General features: G+C 48.0%; 19 protein-coding genes, 3 tRNA genes and 1 pseudogene. 10 read left to right on the top strand and 13 right to left on the bottom strand.

Annotated features, from left to right (window positions below):
• Positions 1-17: 17 nt before the first annotated feature.
• Positions 18-665 carry an L-fuculose-phosphate aldolase gene (gene fucA / locus QUF14_RS17800; protein ID WP_286333074.1) on the bottom strand — a complete coding sequence of 216 codons (648 nt, stop codon included), beginning with the start codon at positions 663-665 and terminating at the stop codon, positions 18-20.
• Positions 666-1,211: 546 nt separating this feature from the next.
• Between fucA and fucP the strand changes: the two genes are divergently transcribed.
• The 5 genes from fucP (at position 1,212) to fucR (ending at position 7,076) form a co-directional block, all read left to right on the top strand.
• The gene (gene fucP, locus QUF14_RS17805) at positions 1,212-2,528 is read left to right on the top strand and encodes an L-fucose:H+ symporter permease (RefSeq protein WP_000528581.1); all 1,317 of its coding nucleotides are present in this window, start codon (positions 1,212-1,214) and stop codon (positions 2,526-2,528) included.
• 32 nt (positions 2,529-2,560) lie between these two features.
• Positions 2,561-4,336, top strand: a complete 1,776-nt coding sequence (fucI, locus tag QUF14_RS17810) for an L-fucose isomerase (RefSeq protein ID WP_000724148.1) — start codon at positions 2,561-2,563, stop codon at positions 4,334-4,336.
• 108 nt (positions 4,337-4,444) lie between these two features.
• Positions 4,445-5,863, top strand: a complete 1,419-nt coding sequence (fucK, locus tag QUF14_RS17815; RefSeq protein ID WP_000808365.1) for an L-fuculokinase — start codon at positions 4,445-4,447, stop codon at positions 5,861-5,863.
• 1 nt (position 5,864) lies between these two features.
• Positions 5,865-6,287 carry an L-fucose mutarotase gene (fucU, locus tag QUF14_RS17820; protein WP_000920840.1) on the top strand — a complete coding sequence of 141 codons (423 nt, stop codon included), beginning with the start codon at positions 5,865-5,867 and terminating at the stop codon, positions 6,285-6,287.
• Between the two features lie 57 nt (positions 6,288-6,344).
• The gene (gene fucR / locus QUF14_RS17825; protein WP_001308912.1) at positions 6,345-7,076 is read left to right on the top strand and encodes an L-fucose operon activator; all 732 of its coding nucleotides are present in this window, start codon (positions 6,345-6,347) and stop codon (positions 7,074-7,076) included.
• A 43-nt stretch (positions 7,077-7,119) separates the two neighbouring features.
• On the opposite strand, the gene rlmM is transcribed toward fucR, so the two are convergent.
• The 4 genes from rlmM to QUF14_RS17845 all read right to left on the bottom strand — a co-directional run bounded on the left by rlmM (position 7,120) and on the right by QUF14_RS17845 (position 10,122).
• Positions 7,120-8,220 carry a 23S rRNA (cytidine(2498)-2'-O)-methyltransferase RlmM gene (gene rlmM, locus QUF14_RS17830; protein WP_001045520.1) on the bottom strand — a complete coding sequence of 367 codons (1,101 nt, stop codon included), beginning with the start codon at positions 8,218-8,220 and terminating at the stop codon, positions 7,120-7,122.
• A complete protein-coding gene (locus QUF14_RS17835) occupies positions 8,213-8,608 on the bottom strand; it encodes a DUF423 domain-containing protein (RefSeq protein ID WP_000203905.1) in 396 nt (131 codons plus the stop codon). Before QUF14_RS17835 ends, rlmM begins: the two co-directional genes overlap by 8 nt.
• 18 nt (positions 8,609-8,626) lie before the next feature.
• Positions 8,627-9,544 carry a glycine cleavage system transcriptional regulator GcvA gene (gcvA, locus tag QUF14_RS17840; protein WP_000044406.1) on the bottom strand — a complete coding sequence of 306 codons (918 nt, stop codon included), beginning with the start codon at positions 9,542-9,544 and terminating at the stop codon, positions 8,627-8,629.
• Positions 9,545-9,894: 350 nt separating this feature from the next.
• Entirely contained in the window at positions 9,895-10,122 is a 228-nt protein-coding gene (locus QUF14_RS17845) for a YgdI/YgdR family lipoprotein (RefSeq protein ID WP_000750398.1), read from the bottom strand.
• Positions 10,123-10,313: 191 nt separating this feature from the next.
• Here QUF14_RS17845 and csdA point away from each other — a divergent pair, with 191 nt between their 5' ends.
• Both csdA and csdE read left to right on the top strand, forming a co-directional pair.
• Positions 10,314-11,519 carry a cysteine desulfurase CsdA gene (csdA, locus tag QUF14_RS17850; protein WP_024211950.1) on the top strand — a complete coding sequence of 402 codons (1,206 nt, stop codon included), beginning with the start codon at positions 10,314-10,316 and terminating at the stop codon, positions 11,517-11,519.
• Positions 11,519-11,962 carry a cysteine desulfurase sulfur acceptor subunit CsdE gene (gene csdE, locus QUF14_RS17855; RefSeq protein ID WP_100733547.1) on the top strand — a complete coding sequence of 148 codons (444 nt, stop codon included), beginning with the start codon at positions 11,519-11,521 and terminating at the stop codon, positions 11,960-11,962. The genes csdA and csdE overlap by 1 nt, the downstream gene beginning before the upstream one ends.
• Positions 11,963-12,012: 50 nt before the next feature.
• On the opposite strand, the gene tcdA is transcribed toward csdE, so the two are convergent.
• Positions 12,013-12,819 (bottom strand): tRNA cyclic N6-threonylcarbamoyladenosine(37) synthase TcdA, encoded by an 807-nt coding sequence (gene tcdA / locus QUF14_RS17860; RefSeq protein ID WP_000117732.1) that lies wholly within the window; start codon positions 12,817-12,819, stop codon positions 12,013-12,015.
• A gap of 76 nt (positions 12,820-12,895) precedes the next feature.
• A complete protein-coding gene (gene mltA, locus QUF14_RS17865; protein ID WP_000678652.1) occupies positions 12,896-13,993 on the bottom strand; it encodes a murein transglycosylase A in 1,098 nt (365 codons plus the stop codon).
• A 208-nt stretch (positions 13,994-14,201) separates the two neighbouring features.
• Here mltA and QUF14_RS17870 point away from each other — a divergent pair.
• From QUF14_RS17870 to QUF14_RS17880, 3 genes are all read left to right on the top strand, one after another.
• Positions 14,202-14,278 (top strand) — tRNA-Met (locus QUF14_RS17870).
• Positions 14,279-14,311: 33 nt separating this feature from the next.
• Positions 14,312-14,388: transfer RNA gene (locus QUF14_RS17875), tRNA-Met, on the top strand.
• A 33-nt stretch (positions 14,389-14,421) separates the two neighbouring features.
• A tRNA-Met gene (locus QUF14_RS17880) sits at positions 14,422-14,498 on the top strand.
• Positions 14,499-14,576: 78 nt separating this feature from the next.
• On the opposite strand, the gene QUF14_RS17885 is transcribed toward QUF14_RS17880, so the two are convergent.
• The 6 genes and pseudogenes from QUF14_RS17885 to amiC form a co-directional block, all read right to left on the bottom strand.
• Entirely contained in the window at positions 14,577-15,524 is a 948-nt protein-coding gene (locus QUF14_RS17885) for a phosphoglycerate dehydrogenase (protein ID WP_100733548.1), read from the bottom strand.
• 82 nt (positions 15,525-15,606) lie between these two features.
• A pseudogene (locus QUF14_RS17890) lies at positions 15,607-16,061 on the bottom strand (KpsF/GutQ family sugar-phosphate isomerase); the annotation flags it as partial.
• 125 nt (positions 16,062-16,186) lie between these two features.
• The gene (locus tag QUF14_RS17895; RefSeq protein ID WP_000382401.1) at positions 16,187-17,362 is read right to left on the bottom strand and encodes a MalY/PatB family protein; all 1,176 of its coding nucleotides are present in this window, start codon (positions 17,360-17,362) and stop codon (positions 16,187-16,189) included.
• Positions 17,362-18,942, bottom strand: coding sequence for a PTS transporter subunit EIIC (locus QUF14_RS17900; protein ID WP_000810570.1), 1,581 nt, complete (start codon positions 18,940-18,942; stop codon positions 17,362-17,364). The genes QUF14_RS17895 and QUF14_RS17900 overlap by 1 nt, the downstream gene beginning before the upstream one ends.
• A 31-nt stretch (positions 18,943-18,973) precedes the next feature.
• Positions 18,974-19,798 carry a PRD domain-containing protein gene (locus QUF14_RS17905; RefSeq protein ID WP_024212121.1) on the bottom strand — a complete coding sequence of 275 codons (825 nt, stop codon included), beginning with the start codon at positions 19,796-19,798 and terminating at the stop codon, positions 18,974-18,976.
• Positions 19,799-20,055: 257 nt separating this feature from the next.
• Positions 20,056-21,309 (bottom strand): N-acetylmuramoyl-L-alanine amidase AmiC, encoded by a 1,254-nt coding sequence (gene amiC / locus QUF14_RS17910; RefSeq protein WP_000016907.1) that lies wholly within the window; start codon positions 21,307-21,309, stop codon positions 20,056-20,058.
• Positions 21,310-21,427 lie beyond the last annotated feature (118 nt).

Raw genomic sequence — 21,427 nt, forward strand, 5'->3', positions numbered from 1 at the left:
CTTGTTGCTTTACGAAATTACTCTTCAATCCGTAACCCGTAGGTTTTGAATTTCTCCAGCACTACGGCAATCTCTTCATCGCTCAGCACTGGCACCGGGTCCGTAATCGCCAGGGTCGTCAGGTAAATCTGCGCCAGCACTTCAACCTCATGCGCCAGCCATAACGCTTTCTCCAGATTCACCTCACAAGCGATAAGCCCATGATGTTGTAACAAAGTTGCCTTACGGTTTTTGAGAGCCAGCGCAACATGTTCAGAAAGTTCCCGAGTTCCAAAGGTCGCATAAGGCGCGCAAGGAATAGAATTACCACCAGCCGCCGCAATCATGTAGTGAATAGCAGGGATCGGTCGGTTAAGAATGGAAACTGCCGTGCAATGAACGGCATGATTGTGAACAACCGCGTTGGCATCCGGTCTGCTTTGATAGGCCGCCATATGGAAACGCCATTCGCTTGAGGGAAGCTTTCCTTCCTCATGTTTACCGTTGCCATCAATAAAGACAATATGCGACTCCGTCAGTTTTTCATACGGAATGCCCGTAGGCGTAATCAGCATCCCATCCTGATAACGTACACTGACGTTACCCGCTGTCCCCTGGTTCAGTCCCAAGCGGGTCATTTCCAGGCAAGTGTCAATAATCTGACGAGCAAGTTTATTTCGTTCCATTAGCTACCTCTCTCTGATTCAAAACAGGGCAATAATGTTGTTCCTTTCACACTATTGAATTAGCCGTTTAATTACCCACCATCTTCTTCCTGATTAACCAGAAAGAAATTCACAAGCTTATATTTTGTGACCTGGTTCAACTAATCACAGTAAATAACTGCAAGTTCTCTTCTCATAACCCTATTAAAAATGACCGCTCTTAAAAATATTTATCAAAACGGTCATTTTTCCATTTCCCATCGCCAGAAATGCCCGTTTTCGGCACAAACAATTAATACGGTCATCGGGTTTGTGTTTTTTATGATTTATTTTCTGAAACGGGCATGAAATTTCGATTATTAAAGTGATGGTAGTCACATAAAGTCACCTCCCAGCTAATAAGTGTGACCGTCGTCATATTACAGAGCGTTTTTTATTTGAAAATGAATCCATGAGTTCATTTCTGACAGGCAAATATTCACTGATATGAAGCCCGAACTCGCTGGTTTTGCACTTTTGAAAACATAACCGATTACGTGCTTAAGCTTCTGAACCTAAGAGGATGCTATGGGAAACACATCAATACAAACGCAGAGTTACCGTGCGGTAGATAAAGATGCAGGGCAAAGCAGAAGTTACATTATTCCATTCGCGCTGCTGTGCTCACTGTTTTTTCTTTGGGCGGTAGCCAATAACCTTAACGACATTTTATTGCCTCAATTTCAGCAGGCTTTTACGCTGACAAACTTTCAGGCAGGTCTGATCCAATCGGCCTTTTACTTTGGTTATTTCATTATCCCAATCCCTGCCGGGATATTGATGAAAAAACTCAGTTATAAAGCAGGGATTATTACCGGATTGTTTTTATATGCCTTCGGCGCTGCATTATTCTGGCCCGCCGCAGAAATAATGAACTACACCTTATTTTTAATTGGCCTATTTATTATTGCAGCCGGATTAGGTTGTCTGGAAACTGCCGCAAACCCTTTCGTTACGGTATTAGGACCAGAAAGCAGCGGTCACTTTCGCTTAAATCTTGCGCAAACATTTAACTCATTTGGCGCAATTATTGCGGTTGTCTTTGGGCAAAGTCTTATTTTGTCTAACGTGCCACATCAATCGCAAGATGTTCTCGATAAAATGTCACCAGAGCAATTGAGTGCGTATAAACACAGCCTGGTATTATCGGTACAGACACCTTATATGATCATCGTGGCTATCGTGTTACTGGTCGCCCTGCTGATCATGCTGACGAAATTCCCGGCATTGCAGAGTGATAATCACAGTGACGCCAAACAAGGATCGTTCTCCGCATCGCTTTCTCGCCTGGCGCGTATTCGCCACTGGCGCTGGGCAGTATTAGCGCAATTCTGCTACGTCGGCGCGCAAACGGCCTGCTGGAGCTATTTGATTCGCTACGCTGTAGAAGAAATTCCAGGTATGACCGCAGGCTTTGCCGCTAACTATTTAACCGGAACCATGGTGTGCTTCTTTATTGGTCGTTTCACCGGCACCTGGCTCATCAGTCGCTTCGCACCACACAAAGTCCTGGCAGCCTACGCATTAATCGCTATGGCACTGTGCCTGATCTCAGCCTTCGCTGGCGGTCATGTGGGTTTAATAGCCCTGACTTTATGCAGCGCCTTTATGTCGATTCAGTACCCAACAATCTTCTCGCTGGGCATTAAGAATCTCGGCCAGGACACCAAATACGGCTCGTCCTTCATCGTTATGACCATTATTGGCGGCGGTATTGTCACTCCGGTCATGGGTTTTGTCAGTGACGCGGCGGGCAACATCCCCACAGCCGAACTGATCCCCGCACTCTGCTTCGCGGTCATCTTTATCTTTGCCCGTTTCCGTTCTCAAACGGCAACTAACTGAACATATTTTCCGAATAAAGTGAGGAATCTGTAATGAAAAAAATCAGCTTACCGAAAATTGGTATCCGCCCGGTTATTGACGGTCGTCGCATGGGTGTTCGTGAGTCGCTTGAAGAACAAACAATGAATATGGCGAAAGCCACGGCCGCACTGCTGACCGAGAAACTGCGCCATGCCTGCGGAGCTGCCGTCGAGTGTGTCATTTCCGATACCTGTATCGCGGGTATGGCTGAAGCTGCTGCTTGCGAAGAAAAATTCAGCAGCCAGAATGTAGGCCTCACCATTACGGTAACGCCTTGCTGGTGCTATGGCAGTGAAACCATTGACATGGACCCTACCCGCCCGAAAGCCATTTGGGGCTTTAACGGCACTGAACGCCCAGGCGCTGTTTACCTCGCCGCAGCTCTGGCAGCTCACAGTCAGAAAGGTATCCCGGCATTCTCCATTTACGGTCATGACGTTCAGGATGCCGATGACACATCGATTCCTGCCGACGTTGAAGAAAAACTGCTGCGCTTTGCCCGCGCCGGTTTGGCAGTCGCCAGTATGAAAGGTAAAAGCTATCTGTCGCTGGGCGGCGTTTCGATGGGGATCGCCGGTTCCATCGTTGACCACAACTTCTTTGAATCCTGGCTGGGAATGAAAGTCCAGGCGGTGGATATGACCGAACTGCGTCGCCGTATTGATCAGAAGATTTACGACGAAGCAGAACTGGAAATGGCGCTGGCCTGGGCTGATAAAAACTTCCGCTATGGCGAAGATGAAAATAACAAACAGTATCAACGCAATGCCGAGCAAAGCCGCGCAGTTCTACGCGAAAGTTTACTGATGGCGATGTGTATCCGCGACATGATGCAAGGCAACAGCAAACTGGCCGATATTGGTCGCGTGGAAGAATCTCTTGGTTACAACGCCATCGCTGCGGGCTTCCAGGGGCAACGTCACTGGACCGATCAATATCCAAATGGCGACACCGCCGAAGCGATCCTCAACAGTTCATTTGACTGGAATGGCGTACGCGAACCCTTTGTCGTGGCGACCGAAAACGACAGTCTTAACGGCGTGGCAATGCTAATGGGCCACCAGCTCACCGGCACCGCTCAGGTATTTGCCGATGTGCGTACCTACTGGTCACCAGAAGCAATTGAGCGTGTAACGGGGCATAAACTGGACGGACTGGCAGAACACGGCATCATCCACTTGATCAACTCCGGTTCTGCTGCGCTGGACGGATCCTGTAAACAACGCGACAGCGAAGGTAAACCGACGATGAAGCCGCACTGGGAAATCTCTCAGCAAGAGGCTGACGCTTGCCTCGCCGCGACCGAATGGTGCCCGGCTATCCACGAATATTTCCGTGGCGGTGGTTACTCTTCCCGCTTCCTTACTGAAGGCGGTGTCCCGTTCACCATGACCCGTGTCAACATCATCAAAGGCCTGGGCCCGGTACTGCAAATCGCGGAAGGCTGGAGCGTTGAGTTACCGAAGGATGTGCATGACATCCTCAACAAACGCACCAACTCAACCTGGCCAACCACCTGGTTTGCACCGCGCCTCACCGGTAAAGGGCCGTTTACGGATGTGTACTCGGTAATGGCGAACTGGGGCGCTAACCACGGGGTTCTGACCATCGGCCACGTTGGCGCAGACTTTATCACTCTCGCCTCCATGCTGCGTATCCCGGTATGTATGCACAACGTTGAAGAGACCAAAGTGTATCGTCCTTCTGCCTGGGCCGCGCACGGCATGGATATTGAAGGCCAGGATTACCGCGCTTGCCAGAACTACGGCCCGTTGTACAAGCGTTAATACATTACTCCCTGATGTGATGCCCGGTCGCTCCGGCTATCGGGCCTGAACAAGCAAGAGTGGTTAGCCGGATAAACAATGTTATCCGGCTATATTGCAGGAGCGATTATGAAACAAGAAGTTATCCTGGTACTCGACTGTGGCGCGACCAATGTCAGGGCCATCGCAGTAAATCGGCAGGGAAAAATTGTTGCCCGCGCCTCAACGCCTAATGCCAGCGATATCGCGATGGAAAACAACACCTGGCACCAGTGGTCTTTAGACGCCATTTTGCAACGCTTTGCTGATTGCTGTCGGCAAATCAATAGTGAACTGACTGAATGCCACATCCGCGGTATCGCCGTCACCACCTTTGGTGTGGATGGCGCTCTGGTAGATAAGCAAGGCGATTTACTCTATCCGATCATTAGCTGGAAATGTCCGCGAACAGCAGCGGTAATGGACAATATTGAACGGTTGATCTCCGCACAGCAGTTGCAGGCTATTTCTGGCGTCGGAGCCTTTAGTTTCAATACGTTATATAAATTGGTGTGGTTGAAAGAAAATCATCCACAACTGCTGGAACGCGCGCACGCCTGGCTCTTTATTTCGTCGCTGATTAACCACCGTTTAACCGACGAATTCACTACTGATATCACGATGGCCGGAACCAGCCAGATGCTGGATATCCAGCAACGCGATTTCAGTCCGCAAATTTTACAAGCCACCGGTATTCCACGCCGACTCTTCCCTCGTCTGGTGGAAGCGGGTGAACAGATTGGTACGCTACAGAACAGCGCCGCAGCAATGCTCGGCTTACCCGTTGGCATACCGGTAATTTCTGCAGGTCACGATACCCAGTTCGCCCTTTTTGGTGCTGGTGCCGAACAAAATGAACCCGTGCTCTCTTCCGGTACCTGGGAAATTTTAATGGTCCGCAGTACGCAGGTTGATACTTCACTGCTAAGTCAGTACGCCGGTTCCACCTGCGAACTGGATAGCCAGGCAGGATTGTATAACCCCGGTATGCAATGGCTGGCATCCGGCGTGCTGGAATGGGTGAGAAAACTGTTCTGGACTACTGAAACGCCCTGGCAAATGTTGATTGATGAAGCTCGTCTGATCCCCCCGGGTACGGATGGTGTGAAAATGCAGTGTGATTTATTGTCGTGTCAGAACGCTGGCTGGCAAGGAGTGACGCTCAATACCACGCGCGGACATTTCTATCGCGCGGCGCTGGAAGGGTTAACCGCGCAATTACAGCGCAATCTACAGATGCTGGAAAAAATCGGGCACTTTAAAGCCTCTGAATTATTGTTAGTAGGTGGAGGAAGTCGCAACACATTGTGGAATCAGATTAAAGCCAATATGCTTGATATTCCGGTAAAAGTTCTCGACGACGCCGAAACGACCGTCGCAGGAGCTGCGCTGTTCGGTTGGTATGGCGTAGGGGAATTTAACAGCCCGGAAGAAGCTCGCGCGCAGATTCATTATCAGTACCGTTATTTCTACCCGCAAACTGAACCTGAATTTATAGAGGAAGTGTGAAATGCTGAAAACAATTTCGCCGTTAATTTCTCCCGAACTATTGAAAGTGCTGGCAGAGATGGGACATGGAGATGAAATTATTTTTTCCGATGCTCACTTTCCCGCCCATTCGATGGGACCGCAGGTGATCCGCGCTGATGGCCTGTTGGTGAGCGACTTGCTCCAGGCGATAATCCCGTTATTTGAACTGGACAGTTATGCACCGCCGCTGGTGATGATGGCGGCGGTAGAAGGTGACACTCTCGATCCTGAAGTAGAACGACGTTATCGAAATGCGCTTTCACTACAAGCCCCCTGTCCTGACATCATCCGCATCAATCGTTTTGCGTTTTATGAACGGGCGCAAAAAGCCTTTGCGATCGTTATCACAGGCGAACGAGCGAAGTACGGGAATATTCTTTTAAAAAAAGGGGTAACACCGTAATCTCATACCGGTACGCCCGCATGACGCGGGCGGTTATCGAATGATGGGGTGAAAAATATGAAAGCGGCACGCCAGCAAGCGATAGTCGACCTGCTGCTGAACCATACCAGCCTGACCACGGAAGCGCTCTCTGAACAGCTAAAGGTCAGTAAAGAAACCATTCGTCGCGATCTCAATGAATTACAGACGCAGGGTAAAATTCTGCGCAATCATGGGCGCGCTAAATATATCCACCGTCAAAATCAAGACAGTGGCGATCCCTTTCACATCCGGCTGAAAAGCCATTATGCGCATAAAGCAGATATCGCGCGCGAGGCGCTCGCGTGGATTGAAGAAGGGATGGTGATAGCCTTAGACGCCAGTTCAACCTGCTGGTATCTGGCACGCCAGTTGCCTGACATCAACATCCAGGTCTTCACCAATAGCCATCCGATTTGCCATGAACTCGGTAAACGTGAACGCATTCAACTGATCAGTTCCGGCGGCACACTTGAGCGTAAATATGGCTGTTACGTCAATCCCTCGCTGATTTCCCAACTTAAATCGCTGGAAATCGATCTGTTTATTTTTTCTTGTGAAGGGATCGATAGCAGCGGTGCACTGTGGGACTCCAATGCCATCAACGCTGATTACAAATCGATGCTATTAAAACGTGCCGCGCAATCGTTGTTATTGATTGATAAAAGTAAATTTAATCGTTCAGGGGAAGCCCGCATCGGGCATCTGGATGAGGTCACGCACATTATTTCTGATGAGCGCCAGGTTGCGGCTTCTTTGGTAACAGCCTGACGGAAAGGGTAGCAGGCCGGAGACGACGCCCCGGCCTTGTTAGTTATCGCTCGTCGCGACGGCCTCCCACCGCAGCCCAGATACGGCGGACATGCACCGTCACTTCTTCACGATCGTGATACAACTGTCGCGCCTGAATCTGAGCATTTATGCCATGTTCATCAAGCTGTGCCTGAATATACGCCAGATTATGTGACACTTCTTCGTAGCGTTTTTTCATCGGCAGTTTGAGGTTGAAAATGGTTTCACGGCACCAGCCATTAACCAGCCACTGCGCCATCAATGCCGCAACTTTCGCCGGTTTTTCAACCATATCGCATACCATCCAGGAGATATTGCTGCGTGTCGGACGGAATTTGAAACCGTCTTCCCGCAGCCACGTCACCTGCCCGGTATCCATCAGACTTTGCGCCATCGGGCCGTTGTCGACGGAATAAACCCACATGTTGCGCTTCACCAGTTGGTAGGTCCAGCCGCCTGGGCAAGCGCCTAAATCCACCGCCCACATCCCGTTCGCCAGGCGTTCATCCCACTCATCCGCCGGAATAAACACATGAAATGCCTCTTCCAGTTTGAGCGTGGAACGACTCGGCGCATCTGCCGGAAATTTCAGGCGCGGAATGCCCATATAGAACGGCGAATTATTGTTGCTGTATGAGTAACCGGTATAGCAGCAACCTGGTGCAATAAAGAATACATGCACAACCGGACGCTTCGGCGTTTCATAGTTCGCCAGCACCCCGGCATCGCGCAAGGCAGCGCGTAGCGGCACGGTGAATTTACGGCAGAATTTCAGCAACTCTTTGCTTTCGTTGGTATCGGCAACTTCAACACGCAGTTCACCGCCCTTCTCTACTACGCCCTGTAACATGCCGACAATGGGGGTAATACGATCTTCTGGCGGCAAATGCTGCAGGAGTTCCCCGACCACAAACCACTGGCGGGCAAAAATTAATGAACTGAACGGCAGCTCACGGATTAACTTATCGCCATCATCAGGTTGATAACATTCATAAATGACATAACCCGCATTCTCTTTCACGCGGGCAAAACCGAAAATTTCCCGCTGGCCGGCTTTATCGGTAATTTCTGCGGCGCACTCTTTTTCAAAGCCCGGACGGCACAGCAATACAACCTTATTCATGACTTACGCCCTTGCGCTTTAAACGGATAGCACCAACTAACATTAACGCCCAGCCCGCGAGGAAGCTCACGCCGCCAACCGGTGTGACAAATGCCCACAAACGCAGATGGGACAGCGCCAGGCAATAAAGGCTGCCGCTGAACAGCACCGTGCCTAACGCAAGGAAAACGCTACTCCAGTAAAACCAGATACTGATGCGACGCTGCATTGCCACCGCCAGACCTAAGATCGCCAGCGTATGGAACGCCTGGTATTCGAGGCCGGTCTGGATCCAGCCCATCTCAACGGCCCCCATGGTTTTACTTAACACATGCGCGCCAAAAGCGCCCAGAGCCACAAAAATGAAGCCGCTAATGGCGGCAAAAATCAGCATAAAACGGCTGGTCATGGTCGTACCCTACGTAAATTATTGTTCATAACGAAAGCGGAATTTTTCTTGTTCAGCAGCGGCTTTCGCCAGGATCCATTGACGAAAGGCGGCTATTTTACCCAGTTCTGCCTGACTGTCATGACAAACCAGATAAAAAGCATTTTTACTAACCAGAACATCATTAAACGGGCAAACAAGACGTCCGGCTTCAATTTCAGATTGCGCCATCACGTTATTCGCCAGCGCCACTCCCTGCCCGTGGATAGCCGCTTGCAGCACCATGGCGCTATGACTAAATATTGGTCCTTGCTGAACGTTGATATGATTTAACCCCAATTGGCGAGTATATGTCTGCCAGTCACGGCGAGACGCATCATGTAATAACGTATGTTTAGCCAAGTCTTCCGGGGTCTTCAAGGGTTTATAGCCTGTCAGCAGTAGCGGCGAACACACCGGCAATAAATATTCGGCGTAAAGTTTTTCCACCCGTAGCCCCGGCCAGTTGCCCCGACCATAGAATATCGCCACGTCAACATCATCCGCCAGCTTATCTTCCTGACGATCAACCGCCTGGATGCGAACGTCAATTCCCGGATAAGCTGAATTAAAGCTGGAAAGTCGTGGAACCAACCAATGAATGGCGAAACTGGGGAGTAAACTGACCGTCAACGCCCCCTTGGCGCTACGGGCCTGGAGTTTACGTGTCGCTTCGGTTAATTGCGAAAATATCTCTTTGATATCGAGGAAATAGCTTTGCCCTTCCTCGGTCAGCAGGAGTGAACGATTACGGCGGCGGAACAGTTTTAGCCCCAGAAAATCCTCAAGAGACTTGATTTGATGACTTACTGCGGCCTGAGTCACAAAAAGCTCTTCTGCTGCGCGAGTGAAACTTAAATGGCGTGCTGCGGCATCAAAAACTCGTAAGGCATTTAGCGGTGGTAATCGTTTAGACATGGCTTTTAAACTTTGATGTTAAATGAATTTAACAATTAGATCACACTGTGTAACCTATTAGTTTTTTTAATCTGAGCCATTATAAATTGTCCGTTGAGCTTCTACCAGCAAATACCTATAGTGGCGGCACTTCCTGAGCCGGAACGAAAAGTTTTATCGGAATGCGTGTTCTGGTGAACTTTTGGCTTACGGTTGTGATGTTGTGTTGTTGTGTTTGCAATTGGTCTGCGATTCAGACCATGGTAGCAAAGCTACCTTTTTTCACTTCCTGTACATTTACCCTGTCTGTCCATAGTGATTAATGTAGCACCGCCTAATTGCGGTGCTTTTTTTTACCTTGCGATCGCGAATTACTGATCCAGTTCGACCATCTCTTTCACGTCGGTACGGTTGATCTGCTGTTTGTTGCCATTAGCGTCTTTATACGAAATCATACCGGTATCGTTATCAGTCTGTGGTTTGCCGTCAGAGACGATGGTACGTCCGTCATTGGTGTGCATCACATAGTTCGAACCGGAACAGGCGCTCAGGGCAAAAGTCAGCATACAGGCAGAAATAATTGCGGCAGTCTTTTTCATCATCTTCTCCTTAAAGCGATTAATAAATCTTAATAGTATTGATTAACAGGCTAAAATTAACGCCTAACACTATTTAGCATATGTTACTTACGCGGCTTCGCCAGGATATCCAGATAATTCTGATGGTTAGCACTCTCCTTGTATCAAAGTGAATTTTGCGTCACGATCGGTGCATCAAGCCGAGGAGTACCATGAACGTTTTTAATCCCGCGCAATTTCGCGCCCAGTTTCCCGCGCTACAGGATGCGGGCGTCTATCTCGACAGTGCCGCGACCGCGCTTAAACCTGAAGTCGTGGTTGAAGCAACCCGACAGTTTTACAGCCTGAGCGCCGGAAACGTCCATCGTAGTCAGTTTGCCGAGGCCCAACGCCTGACCGCGCGTTACGAAGCTGCACGGGAAAAAGTGGCGCAATTACTGAATGCACCAGATGACAAAACTATCGTCTGGACGCGTGGCACCACTGAATCCATCAACATGGTGGCGCAATGCTATGCCCGTCCGCGTCTGCAACCGGGCGATGAAATTATTGTCAGTGTGGCAGAGCACCACGCCAACCTCGTCCCCTGGCTGATGGTCGCCCAACAAACTGGAGCCAAAGTGGTGAAATTGCCGCTGAATGCACAGCGACTGCCGGATGTCGATTTGTTGCCAGAACTGATCACACCTCGTAGTCGGATTCTGGCGTTGGGCCAGATGTCGAACGTCACTGGCGGTTGCCCGGAGCTGGCACGAGCGATTACCTTTGCTCATTCAGCCGGGATGGTGGTGATGGTTGATGGTGCTCAGGGTGCGGTGCATTTCCCCGCAGATGTTCAGCAACTGGATATTGATTTCTATGCTTTTTCAGGTCACAAACTGTATGGCCCGACAGGTATCGGCGTGCTGTATGGCAAACCAGAACTGCTGGAAGCGATGTCGCCCTGGCTGGGTGGCGGTAAAATGATTCACGAAGTGAGTTTTGACAGCTTCACCCCTCAATCCGCGCCGTGGAAACTGGAAGCCGGAACGCCAAATGTGGCTGGCGTAATTGGGTTAAGCGCGGCGCTGGAATGGCTGGCAGATTACGATATCAACCAGGCAGAAAGCTGGAGTCGCAGCCTGGCGACGATTGCAGAAGAGGCGCTGGCAAAACGTCCAGGCTTTCGTTCATTCCGCAGCCAGGATTCCAGCCTGCTAGCCTTTGATTTTGCTGGCGTTCATCACAGCGATATGGTGACGCTGCTGGCGGAGTACGGCATTGCCCTGCGGGCCGGGCAGCATTGCGCTCAGCCGCTACTGGCAGAATTAGGCGTAACCGGCACACTGCGCGCCTCTTTTGCGCCATATAATACAAAGAGTGATGTGGATGCGCTGGTGAATGCCGTTGACCGTGCGCTGGAATTATTGGTGGATTAATGACGAACCCGCAATTCGCCGGACATCCGTTCGGCACAACCGTTACCGTAGAGACGTTACACGATACTTTCGCGCCGTTGACTCAATGGGAAGACAAATATCGTCAGCTAATTATGTTGGGGAAACAGCTTCCAGCTTTGCCAGACGAGTTAAAAGCGCAGGCTAAAGAGATCGCCGGATGCGAAAACCGCGTCTGGCTGGGATATACCGTGGCTGAAAACGGCACGATGCATTTCTTTGGCGACAGCGAAGGACGCATTGTGCGCGGCCTGCTGGCGGTGTTGTTGACTGCCGTTGAGGGGAAAACCGCCGCCGAATTGCAGGCACAGTCGCCGCTGGCATTGTTTGATGAGCTGGGATTGCGTGGGCAGCTTAGCGCCTCACGCAGCCAGGGGTTGAATGCGTTAAGCGAGGCGATTATCGCGGCGGCGAAGCAGGTTTAAGCACAGAATCAGGTCGGATAAGACGTTCGCGTCGCATCCGACCTGATTGTTTACCCCTGACGCGCCGCTTTCGCCATCATCTTCCTCAACGCATGAGAAACCGCAACAAAACCAAAGGTGGCGGTCACCATCGTCGCCGCGCCAAATCCAGATGCACAATCCATCCGCTTCGGCCCTTCTGCCGTGGCTTTCATGGCACACACCGTACCGTCTGACTGCGGGTACACCAGCGCTTCGGTAGAGAACACGCAATCCACGCCGAGCTTACCTTTGCTGTTTTTCACTACACCAAAATCGCTTTTCAGGCGCTCGCGCAACTTCGCCGCCAGCGGGTCCTGAATTGTTTTCGCCAGATCGGTAACCTGAATCTGCGTCGGATCAATCTGCCCACCAGCACCACCAGTCGTGACCAGAGGGATTTTATTGCGCCGACAATAAGCAATCAGCGCCGCTTTGGGTCGCACACTATCAATGGCATCAATCACGTACGAATAACCGGCACTCATATATTGCGCTACGTTATCCACCGTCACGAAGTCATCCACCACCGTTACACGGCACTCCGGGTTAATCTGGCGAATACGCTCCGCCATTACTTCCGCTTTGGCCAGCCCGACGTTATCGCGCAGCGCGTGAATTTGCCGATTGGTATTAGTGACGCACACATCATCCATATCGATAAGTGTGATTGCGCCAATCCCCGTACGCGCCAGCGCTTCCGCCGCCCAGGAACCGACGCCACCGATACCGACCACACAAATATGCGCATCAGCAAACAGTTGCAACGCTTTTTCACCATACAGACGCGCAGTGCCACCAAAACGCTGACGCCATGCATCACTAATTACCACAGACATAGCACCTCAGAATTAAAAAGGGCGAGGTTATCCCTCACCCTGTCGTATCCGTCAAAACGGTATACAGAATAACACATCAGCCGCTAAAGACGTTACCTGCGCCCGGGGCGGTTTTCAGCACCCAAACACGTCCATAGTGGTTGTACCAACCTGCGCGGTGTCCGGCTTCCGGCCCGATACCTTGATAAATATCGAAGTGTTGGCCTTTGATTGCACCACCGACATCCAGCGCCACCATCAGCCGTAGTTCGTACTGACCGTTAAATTTGCCGTTATTATCCAGCAGCGGCACTTCTGCCAGTAAGGTTGTACCAGGCGGGATAATGGAACGATCGGACGCAACTGAAGCGCGACCAACCAGCGGCACCGCACTTGCCCCTTTCACCGGAGCAAAAGATTGCGGTTTAAAGAAGACGAAAGACGGGTTCTGTTCCAGCAGCTCGCGAACCTCGGCTTCACTGTGTGTTTCACCCCAGTGACGAATCGCCTGCATCGACATATCTTCTTTTTTCACTTCGCCACGGTCAATCAGCACCTTACCAATACTGCGATAGGCATGACCATTCTTTCCGGCATAGCTGAAGAAGTTAAGCGGACTGCCATCACCAAAATCGATATACCCGCTACCCTGCACATCCATAATGAAGTTATCCATCAGAGAGTTGCTGTAAGCGAGGATGTATTTATCGCTCAATGCTCCCGCGTAGATCTCCGCACGAGACGGCAGACGACCACGTTTTGGTGGCATACGGTAAATCGGATACTGGAACTCGCCCTGGCGGGTATGGCGTGCCTGAATTACCGGCGTGTAATAGCCTGTAAACTGCACGTTACCATAGTTGTCGGCACCTTCCATCTGCCAGGCGTCAATGCCGAACTGACGCATATTGCGGGTATCACCGCCTGCGCGTAGCCACTCCTGCACCGCATTATAAACATTACTCTGGTTGCCATACAGACGCGGTGACGAAGTACGGATATGGTTAATTTGCTCGGCAAAATCACCGGCGTTAATTGGCGCGCCAACGGCATCTGGCTGGTTTACCAGAGAGAAAGGCTGGGTAAATTTCCCGTCTTTATATTGCTGTCCGCGATCGGTTGGTTTGGAAGAGCAGGCGGCAAGCATTGCCACAACCGTGCCCATAAGAAGGTACTTTACCCAACGTCCTTTCATTGTTCTCTTCTTCAGTTTAAAAAATAAGGCGCAATGAAGATAACAAACCGCCGCGTTTAATGAAATGAGCAGCCTCTCCCTGACGCAAATTTTGCACAAAAAACAGGCTTTAGTGATTTGTTTTTGCTCAAAATCATACCAAATCCGTGATCTGGGTAAAAAAAAGGTTGCATGAAAACGCGAGCGGAGTATAGTGCGCATCCACGGACGCGGGGTGGAGCAGCCTGGTAGCTCGTCGGGCTCATAACCCGAAGGTCGTCGGTTCAAATCCGGCCCCCGCAACCAATTAAAATTTGATGAAGTAAAGCAGTACGGTGACGCGGGGTGGAGCAGCCTGGTAGCTCGTCGGGCTCATAACCCGAAGGTCGTCGGTTCAAATCCGGCCCCCGCAACCAATCAAAATTTGATGAAGTAAAGCAGTACGGTGACGCGGGGTGGAGCAGCCTGGTAGCTCGTCGGGCTCATAACCCGAAGGTCGTCGGTTCAAATCCGGCCCCCGCAACCAACACTTATGATGCTGATAAACCGCAATGTGTTTCACAAATTGCGGTTTTTTTGTACCTGAAATCTTCCTTAGCTGAACTCACAGCACGTTTTTTATCTCCCTTCCTGCAAAGAAATCTATTATCGACCTGGCAACGTATATCCCGGTTTGCTGGTATGACTCAACGGTGGCGGCCGCAATATGCGGCGTTGTAATGATATTCCTGGCATGTAGCAATGGGCTAAATTGCGCTAGCGGCTCAGAGCTAAACACATCCAGTGCTGCAAAAACATTTCGTTCTTCAATTACCTGAAGTAAAGCACCCTCATCCAGCAACTTTCCCCTTGCGGCGTTGATGATAAGAGCACCATTGCGCATCATCGACAAATATTTATGACTAATGAAGTTCTCCAGCTCCGGAGAAAATGGCAAAAGAACGATGATGACATGAGACTGCATAAAGATATCTTCAATTGATACGAACTGAACTCCATCTTTGCCTGCGGCCTGGAAATCGGGTTGTTTGTCAAAAGCTAAAAGCTCAACATCAAAACCAGATAACCTTTTCGCCAGTGTTTTGCCAATATTGCCGTAGCCAAGCAGGCCAATACGTTTACCTTGTAACTCGCAGCCATGCGACTCGCCCCAATAACCATTTTGCATCGCATGATAGCTACCGGGGATATTTCTCATGCTCGCAAAAATAAGACCAATGATAAATTCCGCGACTGCATTTGAATTAATCCCAACAGCATTATTGACCACAATACCTGATTGTCGAGCCGTATGAAGATCAATATTATCAATCCCTGTCCCGAATCTCGATATTATTTTCACTCCTGGTAGTCGCGATAACGTATCCGCTTGATAACAATCTTTTACGGCAATGACTGCGCAAATAGATTCTCGTAATACTGTGGATTCTGATTTAACCAGATGCTCCACATTATTCTTGATAATAAGGTTAAAATGATTTTCTCTTAGCAGCTTGCTGGCAGAAACACAACGCGCTGAAAAGCTGGGAACGGTGACCAGAACGTTTTTCATAGCTGACACTCACATCAATGAACGCCACCCCAAAAGATGGCGTGACCGGTTACTGTTTTATATTCTAAAATTATGAGTTTGCTTTAATACCGAGCGCACCTCCTGGATGATATAAGCCGAAATCAGCACGAGTAAACTTTTTCAATTCGGAGAGCGCAAGCGCCACCGCATCACCAACAACCAGAACGACTGTTGATGAGCATGACGGCGCTAAACCTAAATTATCCGCCTCACTTTTTACGGGAATTTCAACGGATAAATCACAACTTATCGCAAGCGATGACTGCGGGTAAAGGAGATCAAATAATTACCCATTTTTTTCAGACTAGGTAGTGTTGCCAGGATTTCTGTCGTCTCACCACTGTTTGAAATAAGAATAACAACATCATCTTTCGCCACCATCCCAAGATCGCCGTGTACGGCTTCAGTACCGTGAACAAAAAACGAGGGAGTTCCAGTGCTGGCAAATGTTGCGGCGAGTTTTCGGGCAATAATACCGGACTTACCGACACCAATAAAAACAACTTTCCCCTGACAAGACTGTAATACTTTAATTAAATTTGCGACCTCCGAAAGGGGGGAATCAATAACTTCTTCAACTGCTTTATGTTCGTTACGCATAAAATGTTTAATGAGATGGATAAGATCCGTGCTGTTCATTTTTATTTTCCTTGATTAATATTTTTAATTACACTCGCAAGACGCGTAAGCCCCATATATAATTTTTCTCGACCGCAGGCCAGGTTCAGACGAAGGTAGCCCTCCCCCTCCGTTCCATAGACATTCCCCGCCATAATGCCCACTTTGCCTTCATGAATTAATCGACTGTAGAATTCATCAAATGGATAACCAATAGCAGAGCAATCTATCCACGAAAAATAGCAACCATCAGCTGGCCTTACGATCAATTCTGGAGTATTTTCGTTCAGATACTGCTGGGTGAATTGAATGTTAGAGGCAATATGTGCCTTTAATGACTTTAACCATCCCTCACATTCGTTATAGGCAATAATAGTTGCAATTATATTCAGTACGGATGGGGAGTTTACAAAATCGCGATATCTTGATATCGTTCTGAACTTATGATTAAAATTATCGTCAGTTGAAATCATATACGATCCTGTTAGCGCAGGAACATTAAATGTCTTCGATATCGAATTAAACACCACTACTTTTTCTTTTTTTATTTTAAGCGCAGATGTAAAGCTACGATTAAAAACAAAATCACTGTGAATTTCATCTGAACATAACCAGACATTATGTCTTGCACAGCTTGCAGCGATTTTATGCAGATCTTCTTCCGACCAGACGGTTCCTGTCGGGTTATGAGGATTACATAATAACACCATCTTTGCGCTTTGAATCTTAAGATCAAAATCTTGCCAATTGATAGCGTAGCCCCCCTCATTTTTTATAATCAAAGAGGCTGTCAGAATATTTCTCTCACTATGTTTAATTATATCAAAAAATGCATTATAGACAGGTGTAAAAACGAGAATATTATCACCATGCGATGTCAATAACTCTATTGCTTTAGCAATGGAGTACATCACGCTTGGGCTATAGGTTATCCATTCTGGTTTGATTTCAGTTTTATATTGTTGATGATACCAATTGACTATCGCATTCAGATAGTCATCATGCTGCCAACGGCTGTACCCTAAAATCGGGTGTTCCAGGCGTTTTTTTAATGCCCTGATGATTGCTTCCGGTATCGGAAGATCCATATCTGAAATAGAGAATGGTAATACATCTTTTACACCAAATCTGTCCTCGCAAAAGTCCCATTGGGTACAATATGTTCCTTTGCGGGAAATAGGAGTATTAAAAACATCCATCAGCATATCCCCATGTAGTTATCCATATCCCGACGCAAGGCGATGACTTTAGTACCGATAATGACTTGTAGGGTATTTTGATAAAGTTTAACAACCGCAATTCCACCAGCTCTTTTTATTGCTGCCTCGTCAATCAATCCCATATCTGCGATTGTTAAACGTAAACGAGTTACGCAATTATCCAGGGATTTAATATTCTCTTTACCACCAAGTGCCTTAACCATCTGCTCCGCTGCTTGCAGCTCTGATTTATCAAGCGGTGGGATATCCGCTATAGCCGTATCCTCATGAGCGTTCAGCGTGACAGGACTGGACTCTTCACGGCCTACCGTCATCAGGTTAAATTTGAGAATAGTCCAACGGAACACAAAGTAATAAATAAAGAAATAGGCCACTTCGACACACACCGCTATTGGCCAACCTGTTCTTGTGCCACGCAATACGCCAAAGCTAATAAATTGAATCAGATCGCCAGTAAATCCCATCTTCACGCCCATATATGGCAAGACCATGTTGGCGAATCCATTCATAAAAGCATGGAAGACAAATAGCAGTGGACTGACAAATAAGAACAGAAACTCAATCGGTTCGCTGACGCCGCCAATAATGACTGTAAGCACCCCGGAAATAAGCAATGCTTTGATAGCTTTTCTGTTTTGAGCATGAGCAGTGCGATACATCGCCAGCGCGGCACCAGCCAGACCATACTGAATCATCAGTTTGCCCTGTTCCATTTTCCCCGCCAAATCCAGCGGAATGACCGCATTCTCTTTGACGTACGCCATAAACATGTTCAGGGTGCCATAATACTCTTCGCCGCCGATCACTGCCGATCCGCCGATGGGGGTAAAGCGGAAAACTGACGTCACCAGGTGATTTAAACCAAAAGGTATCGTCACGCGTTCGGCGACTGCATAGAAAAAATAGCCAACAGGACCGGAAGTTGAAATCCAGTGGCCAATGAGCATGAAAAGATTGAAAAATGGCGGCCAGATAAAAGGGATGATCAGACCAAATCCACTCATCACAATCAGTGTAATAATAGGCACCAGGCGTGGGCCACTATAAAATCCTAATGATTCAGGAATACGTAAGTTAACGATCTTTTTATACATACTGGCGACTAATAATCCTGCTATAATCCCACCCAACACACTGGTATTGTAGGACTGGATTCCCAGAATAATGGTTTGCCCATGTGTCGACATTTGATCAGCAGCGACCAATAAGTCATGTTGTTTAAGATAAAAGTTCGTTCCCAGATGCATCGCCATGAAACCAATTAAGCCAGAAAAAGCGCCATAGGCTTTATCCTCTTTCTCTTTTAATAACCCCAGAGGTATAGCTATCGCAAACAATACAGGTAAATTGACAAAGGCAAACAAACCAAGGCTAACAATAAAATCAAGAATGGTTTTAATTACGGGAATAGCCAGTAGTGGAATTAATTTTGCCATATCATCGCTGGCTAAACCACTTCCTAGCCCTAACATCATGCCACATACACTTAGCAGAGCGATGGGATACATAAATGCCTTTCCCAGGCTCTGAAAAAAACTCCAGGCTTTCTTTTGTTTCATGCGGGTTATCTCATATAAATGTTATATATAATCAGTCCATTAATACTTTGGTGCGAATAGAGAGATATAGTTTTTCTTCCAAAATCAATTCATATTTAAAAGTGGCGTACAAATACCTTTCAATTTCATGAATTGCGCGCTGTAACAGAATGTCTTTCTCAAGAAACTGTTCATAGAGATCACCAATATCTTTCTGTTTTATTTTTTCATTGCATAATACGCGACTTGAAAAATATTTAAGGTGTATCATGAACCTGGAATAATTAAATGAACTTCTGTCCACCTTTCTGTTATAAACAACTTCAATAAGCCCCGTGATTATTTGCGACAACTCAATAATCCGTACTGATTCATAATCAACTGAATTCTCATAATTATTTAAAATATGCAATGCTATAAAACCAATCTCATCATCAGGAAGTTGAACGCTGAATTGCTCATTAATGATAGTTAATGCATCGCGACTTATCGCATACTCTGCTTTGTACAACGCTTTGATTTCATCAAGGAAAACATTATTAATTTGTATGCCTGAAGCGACTCGGGATATTGCATTCGAAATATGATCAGCAAGAATCAATAGTAGCGATGGATTGAGATTTTTTTCGAGATTGTTCTCCGCATATTGCACTATTTTTTCGGCAACAAAAATATACTCAATATCCACATGCTCAATCAATTTGTAGAGTTTATTTTTTTGTTCATTTCTGACATAAAAAATCCGGTTAGCCGGATGCTCAGGGACCGACATTCCATATTTTTTGTTGTAACCGACGCCAGGCCCAGAAATGATAACCTCCTGTCCATTCATCGATGCCTGTACACAATTATTGTTCATGACTTTTTCGATGATCATTCCATAGCTCCAAAAAAAAAGGCAAGGCACGTCAGAAGTAATAATTACTTCAAACATTGCCTTGCCTGATTTAACAGTTACAAGATGATTAACTAATGCATATACATTACACGGAATTGTGCTTAATTAAAGAGATGGTCGGCTTATTTTTCAAGCCGACATTCAAATATTCGACATCAGTCACAAAACCAACGTCTAATATTCAGGTAAATATTATCTATTCAACGAAATATAAATTCATTGAATAAATAAAAACATTATCCCCTTCTCGCCAGCGTCGCCCCATCGGCAAAATACGCTTTTATCCCTGCGAGGATTGATTCCGCAACTTCCTGCTGGAAGGTTGCCGTTTTCAGTTTACGTTCTTCCTCAACGTTACTGATAAACGCCGTTTCGACCAAAATAGAGGGTATATCAGGCGCTTTCAGCACGGCAAACCCGGCTTGTTCAACCTGATTTTTATGCAGCTTGTTGATTTTACCGAGCTTATTCAACACAGCTTTACCAAACTTCAGACTGTCGGCAATGGTCAGCGACTGCACCATATCGAACATAGTATGGTCGACATAACGGTCGCCGCTCTTACTCACGCCACCAATCAAGTCCGAGGCGTTCTGAGTTTGCGCCAGATATTTTGCCGCGGTACTGGTTGCACCTTTGGTAGAGAGCGCAAACACAGAGGAACCGCTCGGCTGGCGACTGGTAAAGGCATCGGCATGAATAGAGACAAACAAGTCAGCACGCTGTTTCTGTGCTTTTGCTACGCGCACTTGCAACGGAATGAAGATGTCTTCATTACGGGTCATGTAAACTTTCATATTGCCCTCTTTCTCAATCAGAGAGCGCAAACGGCGGGCAATTTGCAATACCACGTCTTTTTCACGCGTTTTGTATTTCCCCACCGCACCGGAGTCTTCGCCGCCATGGCCAGGGTCAAGCATAATGACAATCGGACGATCGCGCCCTGCTTTGCCTGGCTGCGGGCCACTCTGCGCAGGCGGCACCTGCTTTTCGAGATCGCCTTTATTGTAATCCTCCAGCAGCGCCAACAGCGGGTCCTGCATGTCCTGAGCATTGGCAGGATAGAGATCCATCACCAGACGCTCTTTAAACCCGGCGACCGGAGCAAGGGCAAACAGCTGCGGTTTTACGTTTTGCTTTAACTCAAAAACCATCCGCACGGTTTGCGGGTCAAACTGCCCGACGCGCGCCGACTTGATGAACGGGTCATCAGCACGAATTTGTGCCGCCATCCCCTTGAGCACTGAGTTCAGGTTTACATCTTCGATATCCACCACCACGCGTTCAGGGTTACTCAACGCGAACTGCTTATATTTCAGCTGACGATTAGATTCTACCGTCACACGGGTGTAGCTGGACGCAGGCCAGACGCGCACCGCCACGACCTGGCTGACCGCAGCCAGACTGACCTGACTTACGCTCAATAGCCACATGGCACCCGCGCCTTGCAGTAAACGACGACGGCTGATTGCTGTGTTGGATCCCGACATGCATCTCCCGAGCAAAAAAATCTAAGCTGTGTAACAAATAAACGACTAATTTGACCGGAAACTTTAGCGAAAGACGCATAATCTGTCATCTAATAAACGGTAAACATTCTTTTTATAT

This window comes from Escherichia sp. HH091_1A (assembly GCF_030295175.1).
GTDB lineage: Bacteria > Pseudomonadota > Gammaproteobacteria > Enterobacterales > Enterobacteriaceae > Escherichia > Escherichia coli_F.